The organism is Halomonas marinisediminis, from assembly GCF_004347715.1.
GTDB lineage: Bacteria > Pseudomonadota > Gammaproteobacteria > Pseudomonadales > Halomonadaceae > Halomonas > Halomonas icarae.
On the sequence record NZ_SLTR01000024.1, the window covers coordinates 19586 to 38927 of the forward strand.

20 protein-coding genes are annotated in these 19342 nt (G+C 65.2%); 10 read left to right on the plus strand and 10 right to left on the minus strand.

The features are described 5' to 3' along the window. The first annotated feature begins 22 nt into the window (after positions 1-22). Positions 23-271: a hypothetical protein gene (locus tag E0702_RS14565; protein ID WP_132045107.1), complete on the plus strand. Its 249-nt coding sequence runs from the start codon at positions 23-25 to the stop codon at positions 269-271. Between the two features lie 89 nt (positions 272-360). On the opposite strand, the gene E0702_RS14570 is transcribed toward E0702_RS14565, so the two are convergent. After that, positions 361-1275 carry a ribose-phosphate diphosphokinase gene (locus E0702_RS14570; RefSeq protein WP_240721772.1) on the minus strand — a complete coding sequence of 305 codons (915 nt, stop codon included), beginning with the start codon at positions 1273-1275 and terminating at the stop codon, positions 361-363. Between the two features lie 4 nt (positions 1276-1279). Then, a complete protein-coding gene (locus tag E0702_RS14575; RefSeq protein ID WP_132045109.1) occupies positions 1280-2860 on the minus strand; it encodes a thymidine phosphorylase family protein in 1581 nt (526 codons plus the stop codon). 145 nt (positions 2861-3005) lie between these two features. Here E0702_RS14575 and E0702_RS14580 point away from each other — a divergent pair, with 145 nt between their 5' ends. The 3 genes from E0702_RS14580 to E0702_RS14590 all read left to right on the plus strand — a co-directional run bounded on the left by E0702_RS14580 (position 3006) and on the right by E0702_RS14590 (position 5022). Beyond that, the gene (locus E0702_RS14580; protein ID WP_240721773.1) at positions 3006-3467 is read left to right on the plus strand and encodes a potassium channel family protein; all 462 of its coding nucleotides are present in this window, start codon (positions 3006-3008) and stop codon (positions 3465-3467) included. Positions 3468-3535: 68 nt separating this feature from the next. Further along, the gene (locus E0702_RS14585) at positions 3536-4468 is read left to right on the plus strand and encodes a 2-dehydropantoate 2-reductase (protein ID WP_132045113.1); all 933 of its coding nucleotides are present in this window, start codon (positions 3536-3538) and stop codon (positions 4466-4468) included. 131 nt (positions 4469-4599) lie between these two features. Further along, a complete protein-coding gene (locus E0702_RS14590; RefSeq protein ID WP_132045115.1) occupies positions 4600-5022 on the plus strand; it encodes a secondary thiamine-phosphate synthase enzyme YjbQ in 423 nt (140 codons plus the stop codon). 12 nt (positions 5023-5034) lie between these two features. Here the strand turns inward: E0702_RS14590 and E0702_RS14595 are convergent, their stop codons facing one another. The 3 genes from E0702_RS14595 to E0702_RS14605 form a co-directional block, all read right to left on the minus strand. After that, positions 5035-5406, minus strand: a complete 372-nt coding sequence (locus tag E0702_RS14595) for a thiol-disulfide oxidoreductase DCC family protein (RefSeq protein ID WP_132045117.1) — start codon at positions 5404-5406, stop codon at positions 5035-5037. A 102-nt stretch (positions 5407-5508) separates the two neighbouring features. Then, positions 5509-6039: a GNAT family N-acetyltransferase gene (locus E0702_RS14600; RefSeq protein ID WP_132045119.1), complete on the minus strand. Its 531-nt coding sequence runs from the start codon at positions 6037-6039 to the stop codon at positions 5509-5511. Between the two features lie 247 nt (positions 6040-6286). Beyond that, positions 6287-6610: a hypothetical protein gene (locus tag E0702_RS14605; RefSeq protein WP_132045121.1), complete on the minus strand. Its 324-nt coding sequence runs from the start codon at positions 6608-6610 to the stop codon at positions 6287-6289. 723 nt (positions 6611-7333) lie between these two features. Here E0702_RS14605 and E0702_RS14610 point away from each other — a divergent pair. Beyond that, a complete protein-coding gene (locus E0702_RS14610; RefSeq protein ID WP_132045123.1) occupies positions 7334-8020 on the plus strand; it encodes a type 1 glutamine amidotransferase domain-containing protein in 687 nt (228 codons plus the stop codon). Positions 8021-8137: 117 nt separating this feature from the next. On the opposite strand, the gene E0702_RS14615 is transcribed toward E0702_RS14610, so the two are convergent. After that, positions 8138-8617, minus strand: a complete 480-nt coding sequence (locus tag E0702_RS14615) for a YbhB/YbcL family Raf kinase inhibitor-like protein (protein ID WP_132045125.1) — start codon at positions 8615-8617, stop codon at positions 8138-8140. A 69-nt stretch (positions 8618-8686) separates the two neighbouring features. Here E0702_RS14615 and E0702_RS14620 point away from each other — a divergent pair, with 69 nt between their 5' ends. Next, a complete protein-coding gene (locus E0702_RS14620) occupies positions 8687-9151 on the plus strand; it encodes a flavodoxin family protein (RefSeq protein ID WP_132045127.1) in 465 nt (154 codons plus the stop codon). 310 nt (positions 9152-9461) lie between these two features. Further along, entirely contained in the window at positions 9462-10478 is a 1017-nt protein-coding gene (locus E0702_RS14625) for a TAXI family TRAP transporter solute-binding subunit (protein WP_132045129.1), read from the plus strand. A 111-nt stretch (positions 10479-10589) separates the two neighbouring features. Here E0702_RS14625 and fadA read toward each other — a convergent pair whose 3' ends face one another. Both fadA and fadB read right to left on the minus strand, forming a co-directional pair. Continuing rightward, positions 10590-11768, minus strand: a complete 1179-nt coding sequence (gene fadA / locus E0702_RS14630) for an acetyl-CoA C-acyltransferase FadA (protein ID WP_132045131.1) — start codon at positions 11766-11768, stop codon at positions 10590-10592. A gap of 27 nt (positions 11769-11795) precedes the next feature. Then, entirely contained in the window at positions 11796-13985 is a 2190-nt protein-coding gene (gene fadB, locus E0702_RS14635) for a fatty acid oxidation complex subunit alpha FadB (RefSeq protein WP_132045133.1), read from the minus strand. Between the two features lie 353 nt (positions 13986-14338). Here fadB and E0702_RS14640 point away from each other — a divergent pair, with 353 nt between their 5' ends. Together E0702_RS14640 and slyA are read left to right on the plus strand one after the other, a co-directional pair. After that, the gene (locus E0702_RS14640; protein ID WP_132045135.1) at positions 14339-15610 is read left to right on the plus strand and encodes a DUF5924 family protein; all 1272 of its coding nucleotides are present in this window, start codon (positions 14339-14341) and stop codon (positions 15608-15610) included. A gap of 73 nt (positions 15611-15683) precedes the next feature. Further along, positions 15684-16136: a transcriptional regulator SlyA gene (slyA, locus tag E0702_RS14645; protein ID WP_132045137.1), complete on the plus strand. Its 453-nt coding sequence runs from the start codon at positions 15684-15686 to the stop codon at positions 16134-16136. Here slyA and E0702_RS14650 read toward each other — a convergent pair. Beyond that, the gene (locus E0702_RS14650; RefSeq protein ID WP_132045139.1) at positions 16133-16654 is read right to left on the minus strand and encodes a preprotein translocase subunit YajC; all 522 of its coding nucleotides are present in this window, start codon (positions 16652-16654) and stop codon (positions 16133-16135) included. The genes slyA and E0702_RS14650 overlap by 4 nt on opposite strands. 120 nt (positions 16655-16774) lie before the next feature. Here E0702_RS14650 and E0702_RS14655 point away from each other — a divergent pair, with 120 nt between their 5' ends. Next, the gene (locus E0702_RS14655; protein WP_132045141.1) at positions 16775-17230 is read left to right on the plus strand and encodes a universal stress protein; all 456 of its coding nucleotides are present in this window, start codon (positions 16775-16777) and stop codon (positions 17228-17230) included. Between the two features lie 87 nt (positions 17231-17317). Here E0702_RS14655 and E0702_RS14660 read toward each other — a convergent pair whose 3' ends face one another. Continuing rightward, the gene (locus E0702_RS14660; protein ID WP_132045143.1) at positions 17318-19264 is read right to left on the minus strand and encodes an ATP-binding cassette domain-containing protein; all 1947 of its coding nucleotides are present in this window, start codon (positions 19262-19264) and stop codon (positions 17318-17320) included. Positions 19265-19342 lie beyond the last annotated feature (78 nt).

The following is a 19342-nucleotide window of genomic DNA, read 5'->3' on the forward strand; positions in this document are numbered from 1 at the left end:
GTCACCAGTCAGTGAGAGCGACATGCACGCCTTTCTCGTCGATGTCTTTGCCATTCATCCCCGCGGTCAGGAGCAGCATCTCGGTGGCGGCATCTTCCATGCGGCCACCTCCGATGAGGCCGAGGAGCTGGCCACCCAGGAGTTCTGGCAATCCCGCCTGACCGACCAGGGTTACGATATCGGCTTTCGCACCGACCAGCCTGACACCGGCTGGAAGGTCATGAGCCTGGAGAGTCTTCAGGCCTTCATGCCGCGTCAGGCCTACGCCTGATACGCGACACGCCTGGAACGCTTCAGAGCAACGCCAAGGCTTGTTATCCGCGCCGCCCCTCGGGGCGGCGCTTGCGTTGGTGCCCCTCGCTACCTCCGTCCCAGCAGCCGGGCCAGGGCCTCGGCCAGCACCGGCGCCATGTCGATGGCATTGCTCGGATGAGCGATGCAGTCGGTACTCCATACCTGGCCCACCCCGGCCGCACGAATCACCGCCAGGGCATCCTCGGCGAACAGAGCATGGGTCAGGGCCACATCCACCGAGTCCGCGCCGGCCGCCAACAGCGCCTCGGCAGCACGGGCCACCGTATGCCCTGAGCTGGCCACGTCATCCATCAGCACCACCTCGCGTCCCGCCACGGGGATGTCGGGCAGTTGAATCGACACCTCGCGGTCACCGTGTCGCACCTTGCGACACACGCCATGCTCACCGCCGGTGACCTCGGCCGCCCTGGCCACCCACTGCCCCGCCTCCTCATCGGGCCCCAGCAGCAGCGCTGCGGGGCGCCTTTCGGCGACCAGCTCGGCCAGCCGCGGGGCGCCGGACAGGGCCAGCGCATGCTCGAGGGGGATCGCCTGCTCAAGCCGCTCGATACGATGCAGGTGGGGGTCCACCGTGACCACCCCATCAAACAGCTCCGCCAGAAAGCCTCCCACGATGGTCTGGCTGACGATCTCGCCGGGATGGAAGGCGATATCCTGGCGCATATAGGCGAGATAGGGCGCCACCAGCAGCAGGCGTCCCACGCCCTGGCGGCGGGCGTGGCGCGCCAGCAGCAGCAGCTCCACCAGCTTGTCATTGGGCCTGTCCAGGCTGCGGTAGATCACCAGTGTCTCGGGAAAGGCGCCCTTCTCGGCGAAAGGCAGGGTCAGCTTGAGCTCGTCATCGGGGAAGCGGTGGCGGTCGACGGCTAGCGCCTGCAAACCGGAGGCAGCGGCCAGGCGGCGCGCCGCGGCGGCTTCGTCGGCGAAGTGGAGCAGCATGGCTCGGCGATCTCGGCTCACGGTGTCACATCTCCACGTTCAGCTGGGGCAGCTCGTCATGCTCTCCCAGGGTGATGCCGCTATCGCGCTCGCTGGACTGATGGGCCAGCGAGAGCTCGTTGCGATAGGCGGCATAGACGGTATAGAAAGGCTGGCCTGGCCTGACCACATCACCGAGTCGCACGGCCAGATCAATGCCTGCCCCGGTGGCCTTGGGTGCCCCGGCCAGCCGGGCGACACGCGCCAGCTTGAGGTTATCGATGGCGACCACCACACCGCCCCGGGGCGCCGTCACCTCGAAGCGATGCCTCGCCAGCGGCGGGTTATCGGGATCGAAGGCCTTCGCTCCCTGAGCCTCGATGATCGCCTGCATCTTGTCCAGGGCACGCCCCGAATCGAGAATATCCCGGGCGATCGCGAAACCATCACCGCCGCGCACATCGGGGTCGAACTCGAGCATCCGACCGGCCAGCCGCAGCGCCTTCTGGCGCAGCTCCATGGGGGCGTCCGGATGATGGGTCAGTACCCGCATCACATCGCGAGCCTCTAGCATGGGACCGATGCCACGGCCGATCGGCTGGCTGCCATCGGTGATCACCACCTCCAGGGTCAGCCCCATGCGTCCGGCCACGAACTCGAACAGCTTGCGCAACCGGCGGGCCTCGGGCATCGACCGCACCTTGGCATGGGGACCAACGGGAATATCCAGCAGCAGATGGGTGGAGCCGGCGGACACCTTCTTGGAGAGAATCGAGGCCACCATCTGGCCCGGCGAGTCGATGGAGAGCGGGCGCTCCACCGAGATCAACACATCATCGGCCGGCGAGAGCTGGCTGCTGCCTCCCCAGGCCACACAACCACGATGGCGACGCACGATCTCCCCCAGGGTGTCGAAGGGCAGGTCGACAGTGGCCAGTACCTCCATGGTATCGGCGGTGCCCGAGGGCGAGGTGATGGCCCGCGACGAGGTCTTGGGACAGAGCAGCCCATGGGCGGCGACGATGGGCACCACCAGCATCGAGGTCCGGTTGCCGGGGATGCCGCCGATGCAGTGCTTGTCGGCCACCGGATGCTCGTGCCAGTCGAGGCGGCGTCCGACCCGACACATGGCGTCACTGAGGTAGAAGATCTCCTCGCGATCCAGCTCGCCCAGATCACAGGCCACCACGAAGGCGGTCAGCTCGATCTTCGAGTAACGTAGCCCGGCGATATCCTGAATAATCGCCCGGTAGTCGTCGCGGGTGAGACGCTCGCCGCGAATCTTGCCATGCAGGGCGGGAATCGACGCCGGTGGCTCCGCCTGGGAGACGCTTACCGGCCGCCCCTCCTCCAGGCCCAGCGAGGCGAAGGCATCCTCGGAGAGCCCCAGCTGCTGGCAGTCGACGATGCCGGGGTCATCGACCACGTTGAGGCTGGCGAGGATACAGCGACCATCGGCGCGCACCTCGACCTTGGAGAGTGCCTGGAAGCCCTCGGCGCGATAACGGTGGCACTCGCGGTGCAGATAGGCCACATGCTCGCGATAGGTATCGATGCCGACACGCTTGAGCGCCAGCGGCGAGAGGGTGTCGTCCAGTGGGGACGCCTCGGAGGAGGTCTTCTTCATCGCAACATCTCCAGGCATGGCACTCGAGAAGGCCGGTGGCTCCATCCTAGCAGCCGTTTCGACGAGGCGTCTTGACGATACGCGGGTCTTAACGCCAGCCATCGATCACGCTAGGCTGACGATTACCGACCAGCGGAGTCCAACCGTGTTCGATGCCCACCTGGATGCCGGCCATCTCTGGGCCGTGATCGTGACCCTGATCGTCGTGGTCCTCTGCATCCTGCTCCACTACGAGGTGTCGATGCGGCTCTGGCGTAGCCTTGAGCGTGCCCGCGGCACCCTGCGCCGGCGCTTCCTGATGCTCAGCTTCGTGCTCTTTGCCACCCATGTGACGGAAATCTGGATGTTCGCCGTCGGCATGGTGCTGCTCGCCCAGCACCCTCTGGCCGGTAGCCTCGAGGGGATCGCCACACTGCAGTTTCTCGACTTCGTCTACTTTTCCGCCATCACCTACACCACCCTGGGCTACGGCGACCTTATCCCCACCGGTCCGCTGCGTTTCATCACCGGCAGCGAGGCGCTGCTGGGCTTCATGCTGATCACCTGGTCGGCCTCGCTCACCTTCCTGGAGATGCAGCGTCACTGGTCGGCACGCCGCGAGCGCTGAACCGGCCGTGCCGCCGACGCCGTGGCGGTGTAGGCTCTGCCTGAACATGTCCAAATGAGGAGTGAGGGATGCGTTTCGCGATCATGGGCAGTGGCGGCGTGGGTGGCTACTTCGGCGCACGCCTGGCCGAGGCCGGCCACGAGGTCACCTTCATCGCCCGCGGCGAGCACCTGGCGGCCATGCGCCGCGAGGGTCTCAGGGTCTCGAGCACCGAGGGCGACCTGCACCTGTCCAGGGTAAGCGCCACCGATGATCCCCGCGAGGTGGGAGCCGTGGATGCGGTTATCGTGGCGGTCAAGGCGTGGCAGGTCATGGAGGCCGCCGAGGCGATCCGCCCCCTGCTGGGCCCCGAGACCCTGGTGGTGCCGCTGGCGAACGGCGTCGAGGCCGCCGACACTCTGGCCGAGGCGCTGGGCGAGCGGCATGTGCTCGAGGGTCTGTGCGGCATCCTGGCCTGGAAGGCCGCCCCCGGGCACATCAAGCATGCCGGCGTCTCCCCGTTCGTACGCTTCGGCGAGCGTGACAACCACAAAAGCCAGCGCTGTGAGCGGCTCAAGGCCGCCTTCGATGCGGCCCAGGGCGTCACCGCCGAGATCCCCGACGATATCCAGGCCGCGGTCTGGAGCAAGTTCCTGTTCATCTGCGCCATGAGCGGCATCGGCAGCATCACCCGCGCCCCCATCGGGGTAACTCGCCGCCTGCCCGAGACCCGCGTGATGATCCAGCAGGTCCTGGCCGAGATCGCGGCGGTGGCCCGGGCGCGAGGCGTAGCGCTGCCTGCGGACGCCGAGGCCCGCGCACTGGGCTTTGTCGACGCCCTGCCGGAGGCCAGCACCGCCTCCATGCAGCGCGACATCATGGCCGGCCGCCCCTCCGAGCTGCACTCCCAGAACGGCGCCGTGGTGCGCCTGGGTCGCGAGGCCGGCGTGGCCACCCCGGTCAACGCCCTGATCCACTCGGCCCTGCTGCCCCAGGAGCGCGAGGCCCGGGGGGAGGAGTGACTCGAGACGGGGCCGCCCCTCGCCGCGGCCCGTTTCGAGCTGCCCACCCATCGCGATGCCGATACCCCGCTGATCCGCGAGCTGATGGCGGGCTATCGCTGACAACAGCTGACAACAAGGAGCACAAGACCATGTGGCACCAGCAGGAGATCCGTCTTCCCGCCCTGGCGCGGGGATTCCATCCGATCACGGAGCGCATTACCGAGGCCGTGCCGGAGCTGACCCACTGCCGGATGGGATTGCTGCATCTGCAGCTGCAGCACACCTCGGCCTCGCTGACCCTCAACGAGAATGCCGACCCCGATGTGCGCCATGACATGGATGCCTTCCTGCGCCGGCTGGTCCCGGATGACCTGCCCTACTTCCGCCACACCCTGGAGGGGCCGGACGATATGCCGGCCCACGTCATCGCCAGCCTGCTGGGCACCCAGCTGACCCTGGCGGTGCGCGACGGCCGCCTGGCGCTGGGCACCTGGCAGGGCATCTGGCTCGGCGAGCACCGCGACCACGGCGGACCACGACGGCTGATCATCACCCTCAACGGCGAGGCTTGACGCCAGTGGAGCTCAGGGCAGGCGCCCCTGCTTCGCCAGGCGCCGCCTGACCCAGGCATCGTAGAGGCGGCGCAGCAACGGCTTGAGCCCCGGCAGGCCGATCAGCCAGGCCAGCGGCCTGAGGCGCGGCACCCGCCGCATCAGCAGGATATAGGCGTCGATCCCCTCCACGATGTCCCCGCCCTCCTCTTCCACATGCAGCGAGAGCAGCGCCGCCTGGGGATCGATCCCCTTGTCGCGAAGCATCTGCTGATGCTCGGTCACATCGCACCACACCACCCGATCGCCGGCCTCTCCCGCCCACTGCTCGTAGCGAGCGCGATCCTTGCGGCAGCGCGGGCAGATGGCATCGTAATAGACCTTGAGCAGTGGAAGCTCGGACATCGACATTCTCCTTTATGAACTGGCCCGCCGCCGCGGCTGATTCGGCCCCAGGGCCTCATCGAACGCGCGAAGGCCGCAGCATGGCACTCCTTACCACATACCTTACCAGTAGGCGGGATCGTCGAATGCCGCGACACAGCGCGGTACCCCGGCTAGGGCCATGACCTCGCCGCCATCCAGCGCCTGACCGAGCCAGCCTTCGGGATGGGAGAGCCTGAAGGGCGCCGTCTCGAGGGGCGCGGGTGTAAAGCCGACCCGCGAATAGAAGGCAGGATCTCCGTAAGTAAAGATTCGCGTCGCGCCAGTCGCCTTCAGCCGCTCGAGACCGAAGCGGATCAGGCGCTGCCCGATGCCCCGGCCCTGGTGGTCGGGGTGCACGGCCACCGGTGACAGCAGGAAGGCCGTGACTGGGGGATCGAACGTCAGCCGCGAGAAGAAGATGCCGGCCATGATCCGGCCCTGCTCCATGGCCACGAAGCCCAGGACATCCTCGGGGGCACTATCGGCCATCAGCTTGCGCACCAGGCCCGCAACATGCTCACCCTCTGCCGGCCCCTCAGCAGCGGAAAAGGTACGAGCAAACAGCGCCTGAATCTCCGGCGACTGGCGCGATTCACACTCTACCAACTGCATGGCCTGGTTACCTCTTTAGGTCGGCGATGGTCAGGCCAGCCTATGGGAAGTGATTGTCCAAGTCTTCATCGTGGTAGCCGATATGGCTGCTATCGGCCAGGAGCGGCCATTGAGATTTTTCTGATGTATAACGCCTTGCTCACCGGCGACCGTTGCGGAGTGCGTTTTTGTGCAAAAGTGGAGCGTAGCGGAATGCACAAAAACGAACGTAGCAGTAGGCGCCCGTGTGGAGCAATTTGTTAACAGTTTATTGAATGACATCTGTTAACTTCTTAAATTTCTCGGCTCTCACTTCTGGATTTCTCTCAGCTAGCAGCATTTTTGCATCGGCTTCCTTTACCCAACCAATTGCTTGACGAGCACCACCGTTATTGCCGCTTCCATAGTTTCTCCAACCAGCAACTTTCATTTTTCTTAGCGCCTCGAGGGCTTCGTTATAAGTAGAAACATAGTATCCATTTTCTTTAACCGGGTTTTCACCCACATTGTAACCTTCATCGGCTTTTTGCCCGCTATTGAATGGCATACATCCTGTTTTTACTGTTGACACTGGAATTCTATTCTTACGCACGTTTCATTTCCTTGAAAATTCGTTTGAACTCAACTTGACTGCAAACAGCTATTAGACAGCGTGGTCGTTTATTGACTTGAACAAGCGCGCGTTCAACATTCCTATACCGCCATCTCAAACCATTGATTTTTCGTTGACATAGCTATACAACACCAATAAACGAGCATGCTGCCTTTGCCAGCATCGCCACTTTGGGTCGAAAGCGGCCAATCGCCCGATACATCGGGCTCCTACGACCAGCATGGCAATGCCCCGCCAGTGTTCAACATGACGAATCCATTGCTCCGCAAGCGGCTTTCCTTTGAAAACCGTTGGAGTGGATGGGGCGGGTTCCGCTTATCATGCCTGGTGGCTATCTCTGGCATACCGCCTGCCCTTCTGCATGGCCGAATATGAGCTCCATGATAAGTGTAATTCTCTACTATTTCTTGGGTGACCGGTTATTTTCGGCGCAAATGTAAGCGATATCTTACGTGTAAGATACGTTTATCACGGAGCCGTCGTGTTTGACGAGCGGGGATACAGCATAGGCAGGAAGGTAGGCTTGCGTTGGGAGCGCGATGGCAACGCTGGCAGCCGCGCCATGTCATCGAGCACCTCGCCGACGGCAATGGAGAGCCTGCATGCCAGCCATAGGCAAACTTCAATTCCCCTGCGCCCACCTATTGCGTCACACTGGCCTCGACACTCCAGACATGCAGCACCACTGACACGGAGATTCTCATGAGCCAACGCATCCTGATGGTCCTTACCTCTCACGACCGCCTGGGCGACACCGGCGAGCCGACCGGCTTCTGGCTGGAGGAGCTGGCGGCGCCCTACTACGCTTGCCTCGACGCCGGCGCCGAGGTGGTGCTGGCCTCCCCCGCCGGTGGCCAGCCGCCGCTGGACCCCAAGAGCGATGCCGAGGAGAGCCAGACCGACGCCACGCGGCGCTTCAAGCAGGACACCGAGGCCCAGCAGCAGTTGGCCACTACTCGGCGCCTGTCCGAGGTCAGCGCCGACGACTTCGACGCCATCTTCTACCCCGGTGGTCACGGTCCGCTCTGGGATCTGGTGGACAACCCCGACTCCATCCGCCTGATCGAGACCTTCTGGGCCCAGCAGAAGCCGGTGGCGACGGTGTGCCACGCCCCCATCGTCCTGCTTCATGCGCGTGACACCGAGGGCGAACCACTCGTCCGTGGACGCAGCGTCACCGGCTTCACCAACGGTGAAGAGGACGCCGTGGGCCTGACCGAGGTGGTACCGCATCTGGTGGAAGACGCCCTCAAGGCCGCCGGAGCGGACTACTCCAAGGCGGACGACTTCGCGCCCTACACCTGCCGCGACGGCCGCCTGATTACCGGCCAGAACCCGCCCTCCTCGGAGGCGGTCGCCAAGGTACTGCTCGAGGCACTGAGCGAATAACCCGCGCTTTTTTCCCGGCCCCATGGCAAAGCGCCCCGGCATCATATGATGCCGGGGCGCTCGTCTCTCTACTCCAGGGCCAGCTACTGCAGGGTCGGACCACTTGCAGGGTCGGGATCAGCCGCGCCGGTAGGTGCCCACCAGGCGGTTCATGCCGAGCAGATGCGGCTCGACCTTGAGCAGCAGATCTCGCAGGGAGATCCCTTCGGGCAGATCATCGGTGGGCTTGTCCAGCGCCAGCACCCAGAAGTAGTAGCGATGGGCCCCATGCCCCTCCGGCGGCATGGGGCCACCATAGCCCAGCCTGCCGAAGTCGTTCTTGCCGCGCGTCCCGACGCTGGTCGCCTCCTCCAGGCTGGTGGTGGACGCGGGTATATTGTAGAGCACCCAGTGCACGAAGCCGTAGGTACCGTTCTGCACCAGGGGGGCATCCGGGTCATGGCAGATCAGCGCGAAGCCCTTGGTGCCTTCGGGGGCATCCTGCCAGACCAGCGCCGGCGAGAGATCATCGCCCTCCCCCGTATGCCTGGCTGGAATGGCGCCTCCGTCCTCGAAGGCGGGACTGGAGAGGCGCAGGGTCGACAGGGCGAATGCCATCGGTAATCCTCCTGATTGAAGACAGACGAACGTCAACGTAGCCTGGGAAACAAACGAGGAGCTGTCAACATGCCCAAGCGTCTGCTGATCGTTGCCCATGCCCCCTCACCCAACACCCTCAGGCTTCGCGAAGCCGCCGAGCAGGGCGCCCGCCATCCCGAGATCGAAGGGGTGGAGGTGATCGTCAAGCCGCCCCTCGAGGCGGGCCCCGAGAACGTCCGTAACTGCGATGCCATCCTGCTCGGCACCACCGAGAACCTGGGCTATATGAGCGGTGCCCTGAAGGACTTCTTCGACAGAAGCTATTACGAGGTCCTCGAACAGACCCAGGGGTTGCCCTGTGCCCTCTATGTCCGCGCCGGCCATGACGGCACCGGCACGCGACGCGCCGTGGAGAGCATCACCACCGGCCTGCGCTGGCGCTGGGCGCAGGAACCGCTGATCCTGCGCGGCGAATGGCAGGAGTCCTTCACCGAGCAGGTGGAGGAGCTCGCCATGGCCATGGCCGCGGGACTCGAGGCGGGGGTGCTATAACCTTATTCGATAGAATTACGTTGAATGCCCCAGCCTGCCTCGCCGGTCCTGCTATACCTGAAAGATGGACCTGGTGATCGAGAAATGGCCGGGCCCCGCCTGGCCATCCTGGCCGATACCACAACTCCGAGATAACGACACCAGGATAGCCACACCAAGCTAACAATCGAGATAACCGTCAAGATAACCATCGAGATAACAACACAGCCTGTCGACCAGATACCGGGCGACACCTCTCCTGACAGGCATTGCCCCGCCACCTCACTGGTTCTGGTGTGCCTCTGGCCGACTCACTGCTACGAGGTGAGTCATGAACAGCATCGCCAAACGATTGGCCGTTGGCATCGCCAGCCTGCTACTGCACGCTTCCCTGCCTGCCGATACCGAGACACCCCTGACCATCGCCACCGCCAGTCCGGCCGGGGTCTACCACGTGGTCGGACGCGCCCTGTGTCGAACCCTCAGCACGCCCTGTCGGGCACAACCCAGCGATGGCTCCAGCGCCAATCTGCGCGCCCTGCGCCGTGGTGAGCTGGCATTCGCTCTCGTCCAGTCGGACCTGCACCAGTATGCCACCCAGGGCATCGAGGGATTCCGCCAGGCCGGCGCCGATACGGCCCTGCGTTCGGTGTTCTCGCTGCACAGTGAGCCGTTCACTCTGGTCGTCCACCGCGATGCCGACATCGCAAGCCTCGAGGATCTGCAGCGACGCTCCGTCAATATCGGCAACCCGGGCTCCGGGCAGCGCAGCACCATGCTCAGGCTGATGGATGCCCGCGGCTGGAGCCGCACCACCTTCCGCCAGGTACACGACCTGCCCGCCGATCAGCAATCCATGGAACTGTGCCATGGCAATATCGACGCCATGGTCTATACGGTGGGGCATCCCAATGACTCGGTCGCTCAGGCCATTCGTCTGTGTAACGCCGAGATCATCGATGTCAGCGGCACCACCATCGACCTGCTGGTCAACGCCTACCCCTACTTCAGCTACGCCACGATCCCCGCTGGCCTGTATGGGCCCGACCAGCCCGAGATCCACACCTTCGGCGTCAAGGCAACGCTGGTTACCCGCGCCGATGTCGATGCAGAGCAGGTCTACCGGCTGGTGTCCGAGGTATTCGGCGCGTTTACCCGTTTCAAGGCTACCCATCCCGCCCTGGGGGTGCTGACGCCCCAGGTGATGATCGAGGAGGGCCTGAGCGCCCCCCTCCATGATGGCGCCTTGCGCTACTATCGTGAGCGGGGCTGGATCCATGACGAGGCACTGCTCCCCGTACGCCACGAGATTCGTCGCGGCGCCGCCTTGGCGGGCATGGCGAACTGATACCGGCGGCAGGGGGAGGCGAGCGAGTGGCAATCTGATGTCAGTGGCCACAAAAAACGAAGCGGCGGCGCCCTCTGGGCGCCGCCGCTGTTATCTGCATCGAGCCGGTGCTTACGCCAGACGTTCGAACACCGTCGCCACGCCCTGCCCCATGCCGATACACATGGTGGCCAGGCCCAGGCTGGTATCGCGCTCGCGCATCACGTTGAGCAGGGTGGTGCAGATACGCGCACCGGAGCAGCCCAGCGGATGACCCAGGGCGATGGCGCCGCCATGCAGGTTGACCTTCTCGTCCATGACATCGCGCAGGCCCAGGTCCTTGAGCACCGGCAGCGCCTGGGCGGCGAAGGCCTCGTTGAGCTCCACGGTGTCGAGGTCATCGGCAGTGAGGCCGGCGGCCTTGAGCGCCTGCTTGGAGGCCGGTACCGGCCCGTAGCCCATGATGGAGGCATCACAGCCAGCCACGCCGGTGGAGAGCACCCGGGCGATGGGCTCGAGACCCAGCGCCTGGGCCCGCTCGTAGCTCATCACCGCCATGCCCGAGGCACCCACCGAGAGCGCCGAGGAGGTGCCCGCGGTCACGGTGCCGCCGCGCGGGTCGAAGGCCGGCTTGAGGGCGGCCATCTTCTCCAGGCTGGCATCGGCACGGATCACCTCATCCTGCTTGATCAGGGCGCGGAAGCCGTTGGCATCGTGCCCCTCCACGCCGATGATCTCGTTGTCGAACCCGCCTCTCTCCAGGGCGGCCTGGGCACGCTGATGAGAGCGTACGCCGAAGGCGTCCTGCTCCTCCCGGGAGATGCCGTGCATCTTGCCCAGCAGCTCGGCGGTAAGGCCCATCATCATCGCCGCCTTGGCGGCATGCTTGCTGGCCGCCGGATTGACGTCGACGCCGTGGGTCATCGGCACATGCTCCATGTGCTCCACGCCCCCGATCACATAGAAGTCGCCCATTCCGGCCTTGATATTGGCCGCGGCGATATGCAGCGCGCTCATCGAGGAGCCACACAGGCGATTGACCGTCTGGGCCGGCACACTGCGCGGAATGCCGGTCATGATCGCCGCATTGCGGGCGATGTTCATGGCCTGCTCCAGGGTCTGGTTAACGCACCCCCAGATCACGTCATCCACTTCGGCCGGATTGAGGCCCGGATTGCGGTCGAACAGCGACTGCATGACGGCGGCGGACAGGTTCTCGGCCCGCACGTGACGGAAGGCGCCGTTCTTGGCCTTGGCCATGGCGGTACGCACACAGTCGACCACCACGATATCTCTCGGATTCAAACTCATCTTGCTACTCCTGTAGGGGTGGTGGGGTCAGGCCTGGTCCGGGGCCTGGACCTGAGTGTCGTAGAAGCGCTCGCCGGCAGCCGCCATCTCGCGCAGCTTGTCGGTGGGGGCATAGAGGGCGCCCAGCTCCCCGGCCAGCTCGTCGGCCAGTGCGACGAAGGCCTCCACTCCCATGGCATCGATATAGCGCAGCGCGCCACCGCGGAAGGGCGGGAAGCCGATACCGTAGATCAGCGCCATATCGGCCTCGGCCGGGCTGCCGACGATGTTATCTTCCAGACAGCGCACGGCCTCCAGGCAGAGCGGCACCATCATCCGGGCGATGATGTCGTCGTCGCTGAATTCGCGACTCTCCTTGACCACCCCCTTGACCAGCTCGATGGCCGCCTCGTCGCGGACCTTCTTCGGCTTGCCCTTGCGATCCTCCTCGTAGGCGTAGAAACCCTTGGCGTTCTTCTGCCCCAGGCGATCGTTCTCGTACATCAGCTGAATGGCGCTGCTTTGGCCCTCGCCTCCCAGGCTACCCATGCGCTCGGGGAAGCCCTTGGCCATGACCTCGCCGGCATGCACCGCGGTGTCCATGCCCACCACATCGAGCAGGTAGGCGGGCCCCATGGGCCAGCCAAACTTCTCCATCACCTTGTCGACCCGGGCAAAGTCGGCGCCCTGCCCCATCAGCAGGCTGAAGCCGCCGAAGTAGGGGAAGAGCACCCGGTTGACCAGAAAGCCCGGGCAGTCATTGACCACGATCGGCGTCTTGCCCATGGCGCGGGCATAGGCCACGGTCGCCGCCACCGCGGCGTCACTGGTCTTCTCGCCGCGAATCACCTCGACCAGCGGCATGCGATGCACCGGGTTGAAGAAGTGCATGCCGCAGAAGTTCTCGGGGCGCTTGAGGTTGGCCGCCAGACGATCGATGGAGATCGTGGAGGTATTGGAGGCCAGGATGGTCTGCTCGCCGACCTCAGCCTCCACCTCGGTGAGAACCGCCTCCTTGACCTTGGGGTTCTCGACCACCGCCTCGACCACCAGATCGACGTGCCCGAAGTCGCCGTAGGAGAGGGTCGGGCGAATGTTGCTGAGCCTCTGGGCCATCTTCTCGGTGGAGAGCTTGCCACGCTCGACCTGCTTGGCGAACAGCTTGCGGGCCTCCTTGAGCCCCAGCTCGATGGCGTCGTCCTTGATATCCTTCATCAGGATGGGCGTGCCCTTGGAGGCACTCTGGTAGGCGATGCCACCGCCCATGATGCCGGCACCCAGCACCGCGGCCTGCTTCACCGGACGCGCCGCCTTCTCGTAGCGGCTGCCCTTCTTCTTGACGACCTGATCGTTCATGAACAGGCCAACCAGGTTGAAGGCCACATCGGTCATTGCCAGCTTGGCGAAGGCCTTGGCCTCGATGGCCTGAGCCCGGCCGCGCTCCTCGCCGGCGCCCTTCTGGATCACCTTGATCGCCTCGACCGGCGCCGGGTAGTGCGGGCCCGCCTTGCCGGCCACGTAGCCCTTGGCGGTCTCGAAGGCCATCATCTGTTCGATGGGGCCGAGCTTGAGGGGCTGCTGTTTCTCCGCACGGCGGGCACGGTAGTCAAGCTCCCCGGCAATGGCGCGGGCCAGGATGTCGCGGGCGGCGGCCTCCAGCTGCTCGGCCGGCACCACGGCATCCACGGCACCCATCTTCAGGGCGGCGTCGGCCCGATTCTGGGTCCCGCCGGCGATCCATTCGATGGCATTGTCGGCACCGATCAGGCGCGGCAGGCGCACGCAGCCGCCCCACCCCGGGAGGATGCCGAGCTTGGTCTCGGGCAGGCCGATCTGGGCGGATTCACTCATCACCCGGAAGTCGGTGGTCAGCAGCACCTCGCAGCCGCCGCCCAGCGCCAGGCCATTGATGGCGGTGACGGTAGGAAAGGGAAGATCCTCGATGGCGTTGAAGATGCCGTGCACCCGCATCAGCATCGACTCCAGGAAGTCACCGCCCTTGCCGAACATGGCCTGGAACTCGGTGATATCGGCGCCGACGATAAAGGCCTCCTTGGCACTGGTGAGCAGCAGGCCCGCCAGGCCGGTCTCGCCCTGCAGCGCCTTGACCGCCTCATCCAGCTCGGTGACCACCGCACTGGAGAGCTTGTTGACCGACTCATCCTTGAGATCGAAGGTCAGCGTGGCGATATCATCGTCGCCGCGTACCACCTCGATGGCATTACCCTGATAGATCATTCCGCGAACCTCCCGATTTCATACGGACGTTTGAATGCCCACAGCTTGGTTCAGCCTGGCCCGCACGTCAAGTCTCTTCCCCGGTGACTCAGGGCTTTCCCAGATAATTGGCAGGTCAGTATCCCGGGGCTGATCTGGCGACAAGCCTACGAGGAGGCGCTGTAAATACCTCCCTGTACGCTACCTCGGCCGTCCCTGGTCCTCGGACCTCCTCTTCGGCTTATCCCCAGTGCCCCTTGCTTCCGGTAACTGCGATAGCCCTGCCCGCTGATCCAGAAGTATGGCAGCCAGGCCAGCCAGCAATGCTGCTAGGATAGCGGGCTTATCGAGTCGTCAGCCCAGCCGAGGCCACCATGCCCACCCCACACGATACGCCATCCGCCAGCCGCATCACTCGCCTGCAGGCCCGCGCCGAAGGGCTGGTGAGACGACTGCGCCCCTGGAGCTGGCTATGGCCTCCCATCGCTTTTGCCGCGGGGCTCGGCAGCTTCTTCCTGGCAGAGCGTCAGCCGTGGCTCGGTGCAGTGCTGGCGCTGGGGATGCTCGCCGCCTGGCTGCTGCTGCTCTCCGAAAGCGTGATCGGCCGCCTGCTGGCACGCCGCGGCTACCCCACCCTGGCCCAGGGGGCGACCCAGTTCATCGCCCAGATGATCCACCAGGAGACACTCTTCTTCTGCCTGCCCTTTCTGCTGGCGACCACGGTGTGGAGCAGCGGCCAGGCCCTGTTCACCCTGCTGGTGATCGCCATGGCGCTGTTCTCGATTATCGACCCACTCTACTACCGGGTCGCCGAGCGGCTACGCTGGCTCTACTTCGCCTTCCACGCCCAGTGCGTCTTTGTGGTGGTGCTGGTCACCCTGCCCACCCTGCTCCATCTGACCACCTACCAGAGCCTGCTGCTGGCGATTGCCGCCATGCTGCTGTTCAGCCTGCCGAGCCTGCTGCATCTCACCGCCAGCCAGAGCGGTCGACGCTGGCTGATGGCGCTCACCCTGCTGCTACCCCTGGCCGGCGCCGCCTGGCTGGGCCGCATCTGGGTGCCGCCGGCCAGCCTGTGGATCACCGCCACGGCGCTCTCGCCAGGCTTCGACGAGGCCGCCCGCTCGCCGGAGGGTGAGCTTCGCCTCAGCCCCGAGGCGCTGAGCCATCAGGGACTGTTCGCCTTTACGGCCATCCGCGCCCCGCGTGGTTTGAGGGAGGAGATTCATCATGTATGGCGCCACGAGGGCGAAGAGGTCGACCGCATACCGCTGGTGATCGAAGGGGGGCGCAAGGCGGGGTATCGGGCCTGGAGCCATAAGCGGAACTTCCCCGAGGCGACCGCGGGGCGCTGGCGCATCGATGTGATGACCGAAGGCGGTCAACGCATCGGGGTGATTCGCTTTCATGTGGCCGACGAGCAGAGCGCGACCCTGGCCGATGGTCGCCTGCGTCGACCGGCGGGCCTGCCGGGGATGGATTGGCGGCCTCCGGTCCCAGGCGACGGCGAGCCCATCGCCGAGGAGACGGCGCCTCCACAGGAGGCCACTCCCGCACCGCCGCCCCCTGAACGAAACGTCGAGAAGGAGGCTGACGCCGTGGAGGCAGAAAGCCCGGCATCGGCCACTGTGTGGAAAAGCGAATGATAAGCCCGCTTGCAATCCACGCAGGGGGTTCCGACAATCCGAGCATACTTCCTGAATCGAAGGCCCTTTGCCCATGCATGAGAATATCGGATTCCAGCTCAGCCGGTTACCTCGCCTATGGCGGGCGGTCATCGATGAGCGTCTCGCGCCCCTGGGGCTAACCCAGACTCGCTGGGTTACCCTCTACCACCTGTGGCGACTGGGCGACGGCCAGCCCCAGTGCGACCTGGCCCGCGCCATCGGCGTGGAGGCCCCCTCACTGGTGCGCACCCTAGACCAGCTTTCCGACCAGGGACTGGTGGAACGTCGCCCCTGTGAGCAGGACCGTCGCACCAAGCGTGTGTTTCTGACTCCAGCCGCCACCCCACTGCTCGAGCGCATCGACGACGTGGTACGCGAGGCTCGCAACGAGATGCTCGCCGGGCTCGACCGGGAGGAGATCGCCACCCTGGCTCAGCTGCTGTCACGCATCGAGGACAACGGCCTGGCCCTGCAGTCGCGTGGCGATGCCACGGTAGAAGACTAGAACGCGGGAGGTCCCGGCACTTGCGGGTCATCGGGTCGGCCCGCCAGGCCGTCTCGCAGGGCCTCGAAGTCCTCCAGATAGGTCGAGAAGCGTGCAAAGCCCTGGGATTCCTGCCACCACAGGGTCAGGGCGTCGGCCCCGGACTCCACGACCAGGGCGTCCTGAGGCAGCCGCTCCAGCAGTCGCTTGAGCCTGGCCTCCACCCCCTCGGGCAGGGGGCGCAGCGGCTCCTTGCGCCAGCGCCAGTCATGCGCGAAGGGCTTGAGCGCCTCGGCCGCGTGCGAGTCTCGCACCAGCATGAAGTCCGGCCCCGGTTGCCGCGCTGGGTAGGGCCAGCGATAGGCCGGCATCTGGGTCCTTTCGCCATGCAGGGGTGGTACCCGCAGGGTTACCTTGATGCCCGCCTGCATGGCAGCATTGCGTAGTGACCCCACCCGCTTCTGGCGTGGATTGGGCTTGAGCCATATCACCGGCGATATCACCAGAAACATGGTCAGCAGGATAATCAGCCAGATCATTGGCGCTTCTCCCCTCGAGTTAATGCGAAATGGTTGATATAGATCGTTGTCTTACCGCGCCTGCCGGCCTAGAGTGAAGGCATACGATTCACCGAGAGACACCCGTCGAGGAGACGTCCCATGAGCAACGAATATCGTCACGTCCTGGTCGCCGTCGACCTGACCAAGGATTCCCACAGGGTGCTTGAGCGTGCTCATCAGATTGCCGACCGCAACCATGCCCGGCTCTCGATCATGCACACCCTCGAGCCGCTCGGCTTCGCCTATGGCGGCGATATCCCCATGGACCTGACCAGCATCCAGGACCAGCTCGATGAGCATGCCAAGCAGCGACTGGCCGAGATCGCCGACAGCCATGTGGCCAAGGAGGATCAGCACGTGCTGGTGGGCATGCCCGACACCGAGATCCATCGCTTCGCCGAGGAGAATGATGTCGACCTGATCGTGGTCGGGTCCCATGGCCGCCATGGCTTCGCCCTGCTGCTGGGCTCGACCTCTACCGGCGTGCTCCACGGGGCCCAGTGCGACGTCCTCGCCGTGCGCGTCGGCAAGAAGGGGGAGGAGAGCGCGGAATAACCCCCTCGCCCACCTCCTGACAAGGCGCCCTAGAGGGCGCCTTTTTCATGGCTCCTCGCTCACGCCTCTTCGTTCATGGTTCATGGTTCATGCCTCTCCGGCGGCCATCGCCTCCAGCTCCATCCAGCGCTCCATGGCCGCATCGAGCTCGGCCTGACGCGCCGCGAGAGCCTCAAGGGTGGCGGTCACCTTGCTGGCCTCCTGCTGATAGAAGGCCGGGTCGCCCACCTGGGTCTCGAACTCCGCGACCTCTCCCTCCAGCCGCTCGATCTCCGCCGGCAGCCCATCGAGTTCACGCTGCAGCTTGTAGGAGAGCTTGACCGGTTTCTTCGCGGTGGCGCTCGCCGCCGACTCGCTCGTGGAGGAGGTCTTCCTCTCCGGCTCCGCCGCTGGCGCCTCCGCCACCGGCTCGGCATGCTGGCGCGCCGCCCCTTCCCAGGGGGCCGGCGGCAGGCTCCCCCCCTGACGCACCCAGTCGCTGTAGCCACCCACATACTCACGAACCCGCCCCTCGCCCTCGAAGGCCAGCACGCTGGTGACGACGTTGTCCATGAAGGCGCGATCGTGGGAAACCAGCAACAGGGTGCCATCGAAGCTGAGCAGCAGCTCCTCGAGCAGCTCCAGGGTTTCCACATCCAGGTCGTTGGTCGGTTCGTCCAGCACCAGCACGTTGGCCGGCTGAGTGAACAGCTTGGCCAGCAGCAGACGATTGGACTCACCGCCGGAGAGCGCCTTGACCGGCTGGCGCACTCGCTCCGGCGTGAACAGGAAGTCCTGCAGGTAGCTCATCACATGGCGGTCGCGGCCGCCCACGGAGATGCGGTCGCTGCCCTGGGCCACGTTGTCATAGACCGTCTTCTCCGGCTCCAGTCCGGCGCGCAGCTGATCGAAGTAGGCCACCTGCAGCTTGGTACCGAACTGCACCTTGCCCTCGCTCGGCTCCAGCTCGCCGAGCAGGATCTTGAGCAGCGTCGTCTTGCCGGCGCCATTGCGGCCGATAAAGCCGATGCGATCGCCACGCTGCACCTCGATGGAGAGGTCGCGGATCACCGTCTCGTCGGCGAAGTGCTGGCTGACATGCTCGAGGCTCACCACCCGCTTGCCACTGCGCTCGCCGCTGTCGACGGAGAGTGAGGCCTTGCCCTGGCGATCGCGGCGATCGCTACGCTCCCGGCGCAGCTGCTCCAGCGCCCTTACCCGCCCCTCATTGCGGGTACGGCGCGCCTTGATCCCCTGGCGAATCCAGGCCTCCTCCTGGGCGAGCTTCTTGTCGAATTCGGCGTTCTCTCGAGCCTCCACTTCCAGCTCGTGGTTCTTCTGCGCCTGATAGGCGGCGTACTCACCGGGGTAGCGCCCCAGGCGGCCGCGATCCAGCTCCAGGATCGAGGTAGCCAGCTTCGACAGGAAAGCGCGGTCGTGGGTGATGAACAGCACGGCCCCCCTGAAGTCCAGCAGCTGCTCTTCCAGCCAGGCGATGGTGTCGAGATCGAGGTGGTTGGTGGGCTCATCGAGCAGCAACAGGTCAGGCTCGGCCACCAGCGCTCTTGCCAGCGCCACACGGCGACGCCAGCCACCGGAGAGCGACGCCATCTCGGCCTCGCCGGGAAGGCCGAGGCGAGTCAGCACCACATCGATGCGCTGGTGGAAGGACCAGCCATCGATGGCCTCCAGCCGCGTCTGCAGCTCGGACATGCGGCGCATGTCCGGCTCCTCCTCGTGAATCAGATGGTGGTATTCGGAGAGCAGCTCGCCGGCCTCGGGCAGGCCACCGGCCACCATATCGAAGATCGTCTGGCCGGAGGCCTCGGGAAGTTCCTGAGCCAGCACACCGATTTTGAGCCCGGGAGCACGCCAGATGCTGCCGCCATCGGGCAGGATCTCGCCGGCCACCAGGCGCAGCAGCGTGGACTTGCCGGTGCCGTTGCGCCCCACCAGGGCCAGGCGCTCGCCCTTCTCCAGCACCAGATCGGCGCCATCGAGAAGCACATGGGTACCATAGGCCAGTTGCAGCTGTTCCAGACGTAGCAGGGTCACGCGGGGTCCTCCTCGATCGACAGGGCGCCCAGTGTAACGCAAGCGCGCCCCGACGTGGCCGCAGCATCCAACCGACGG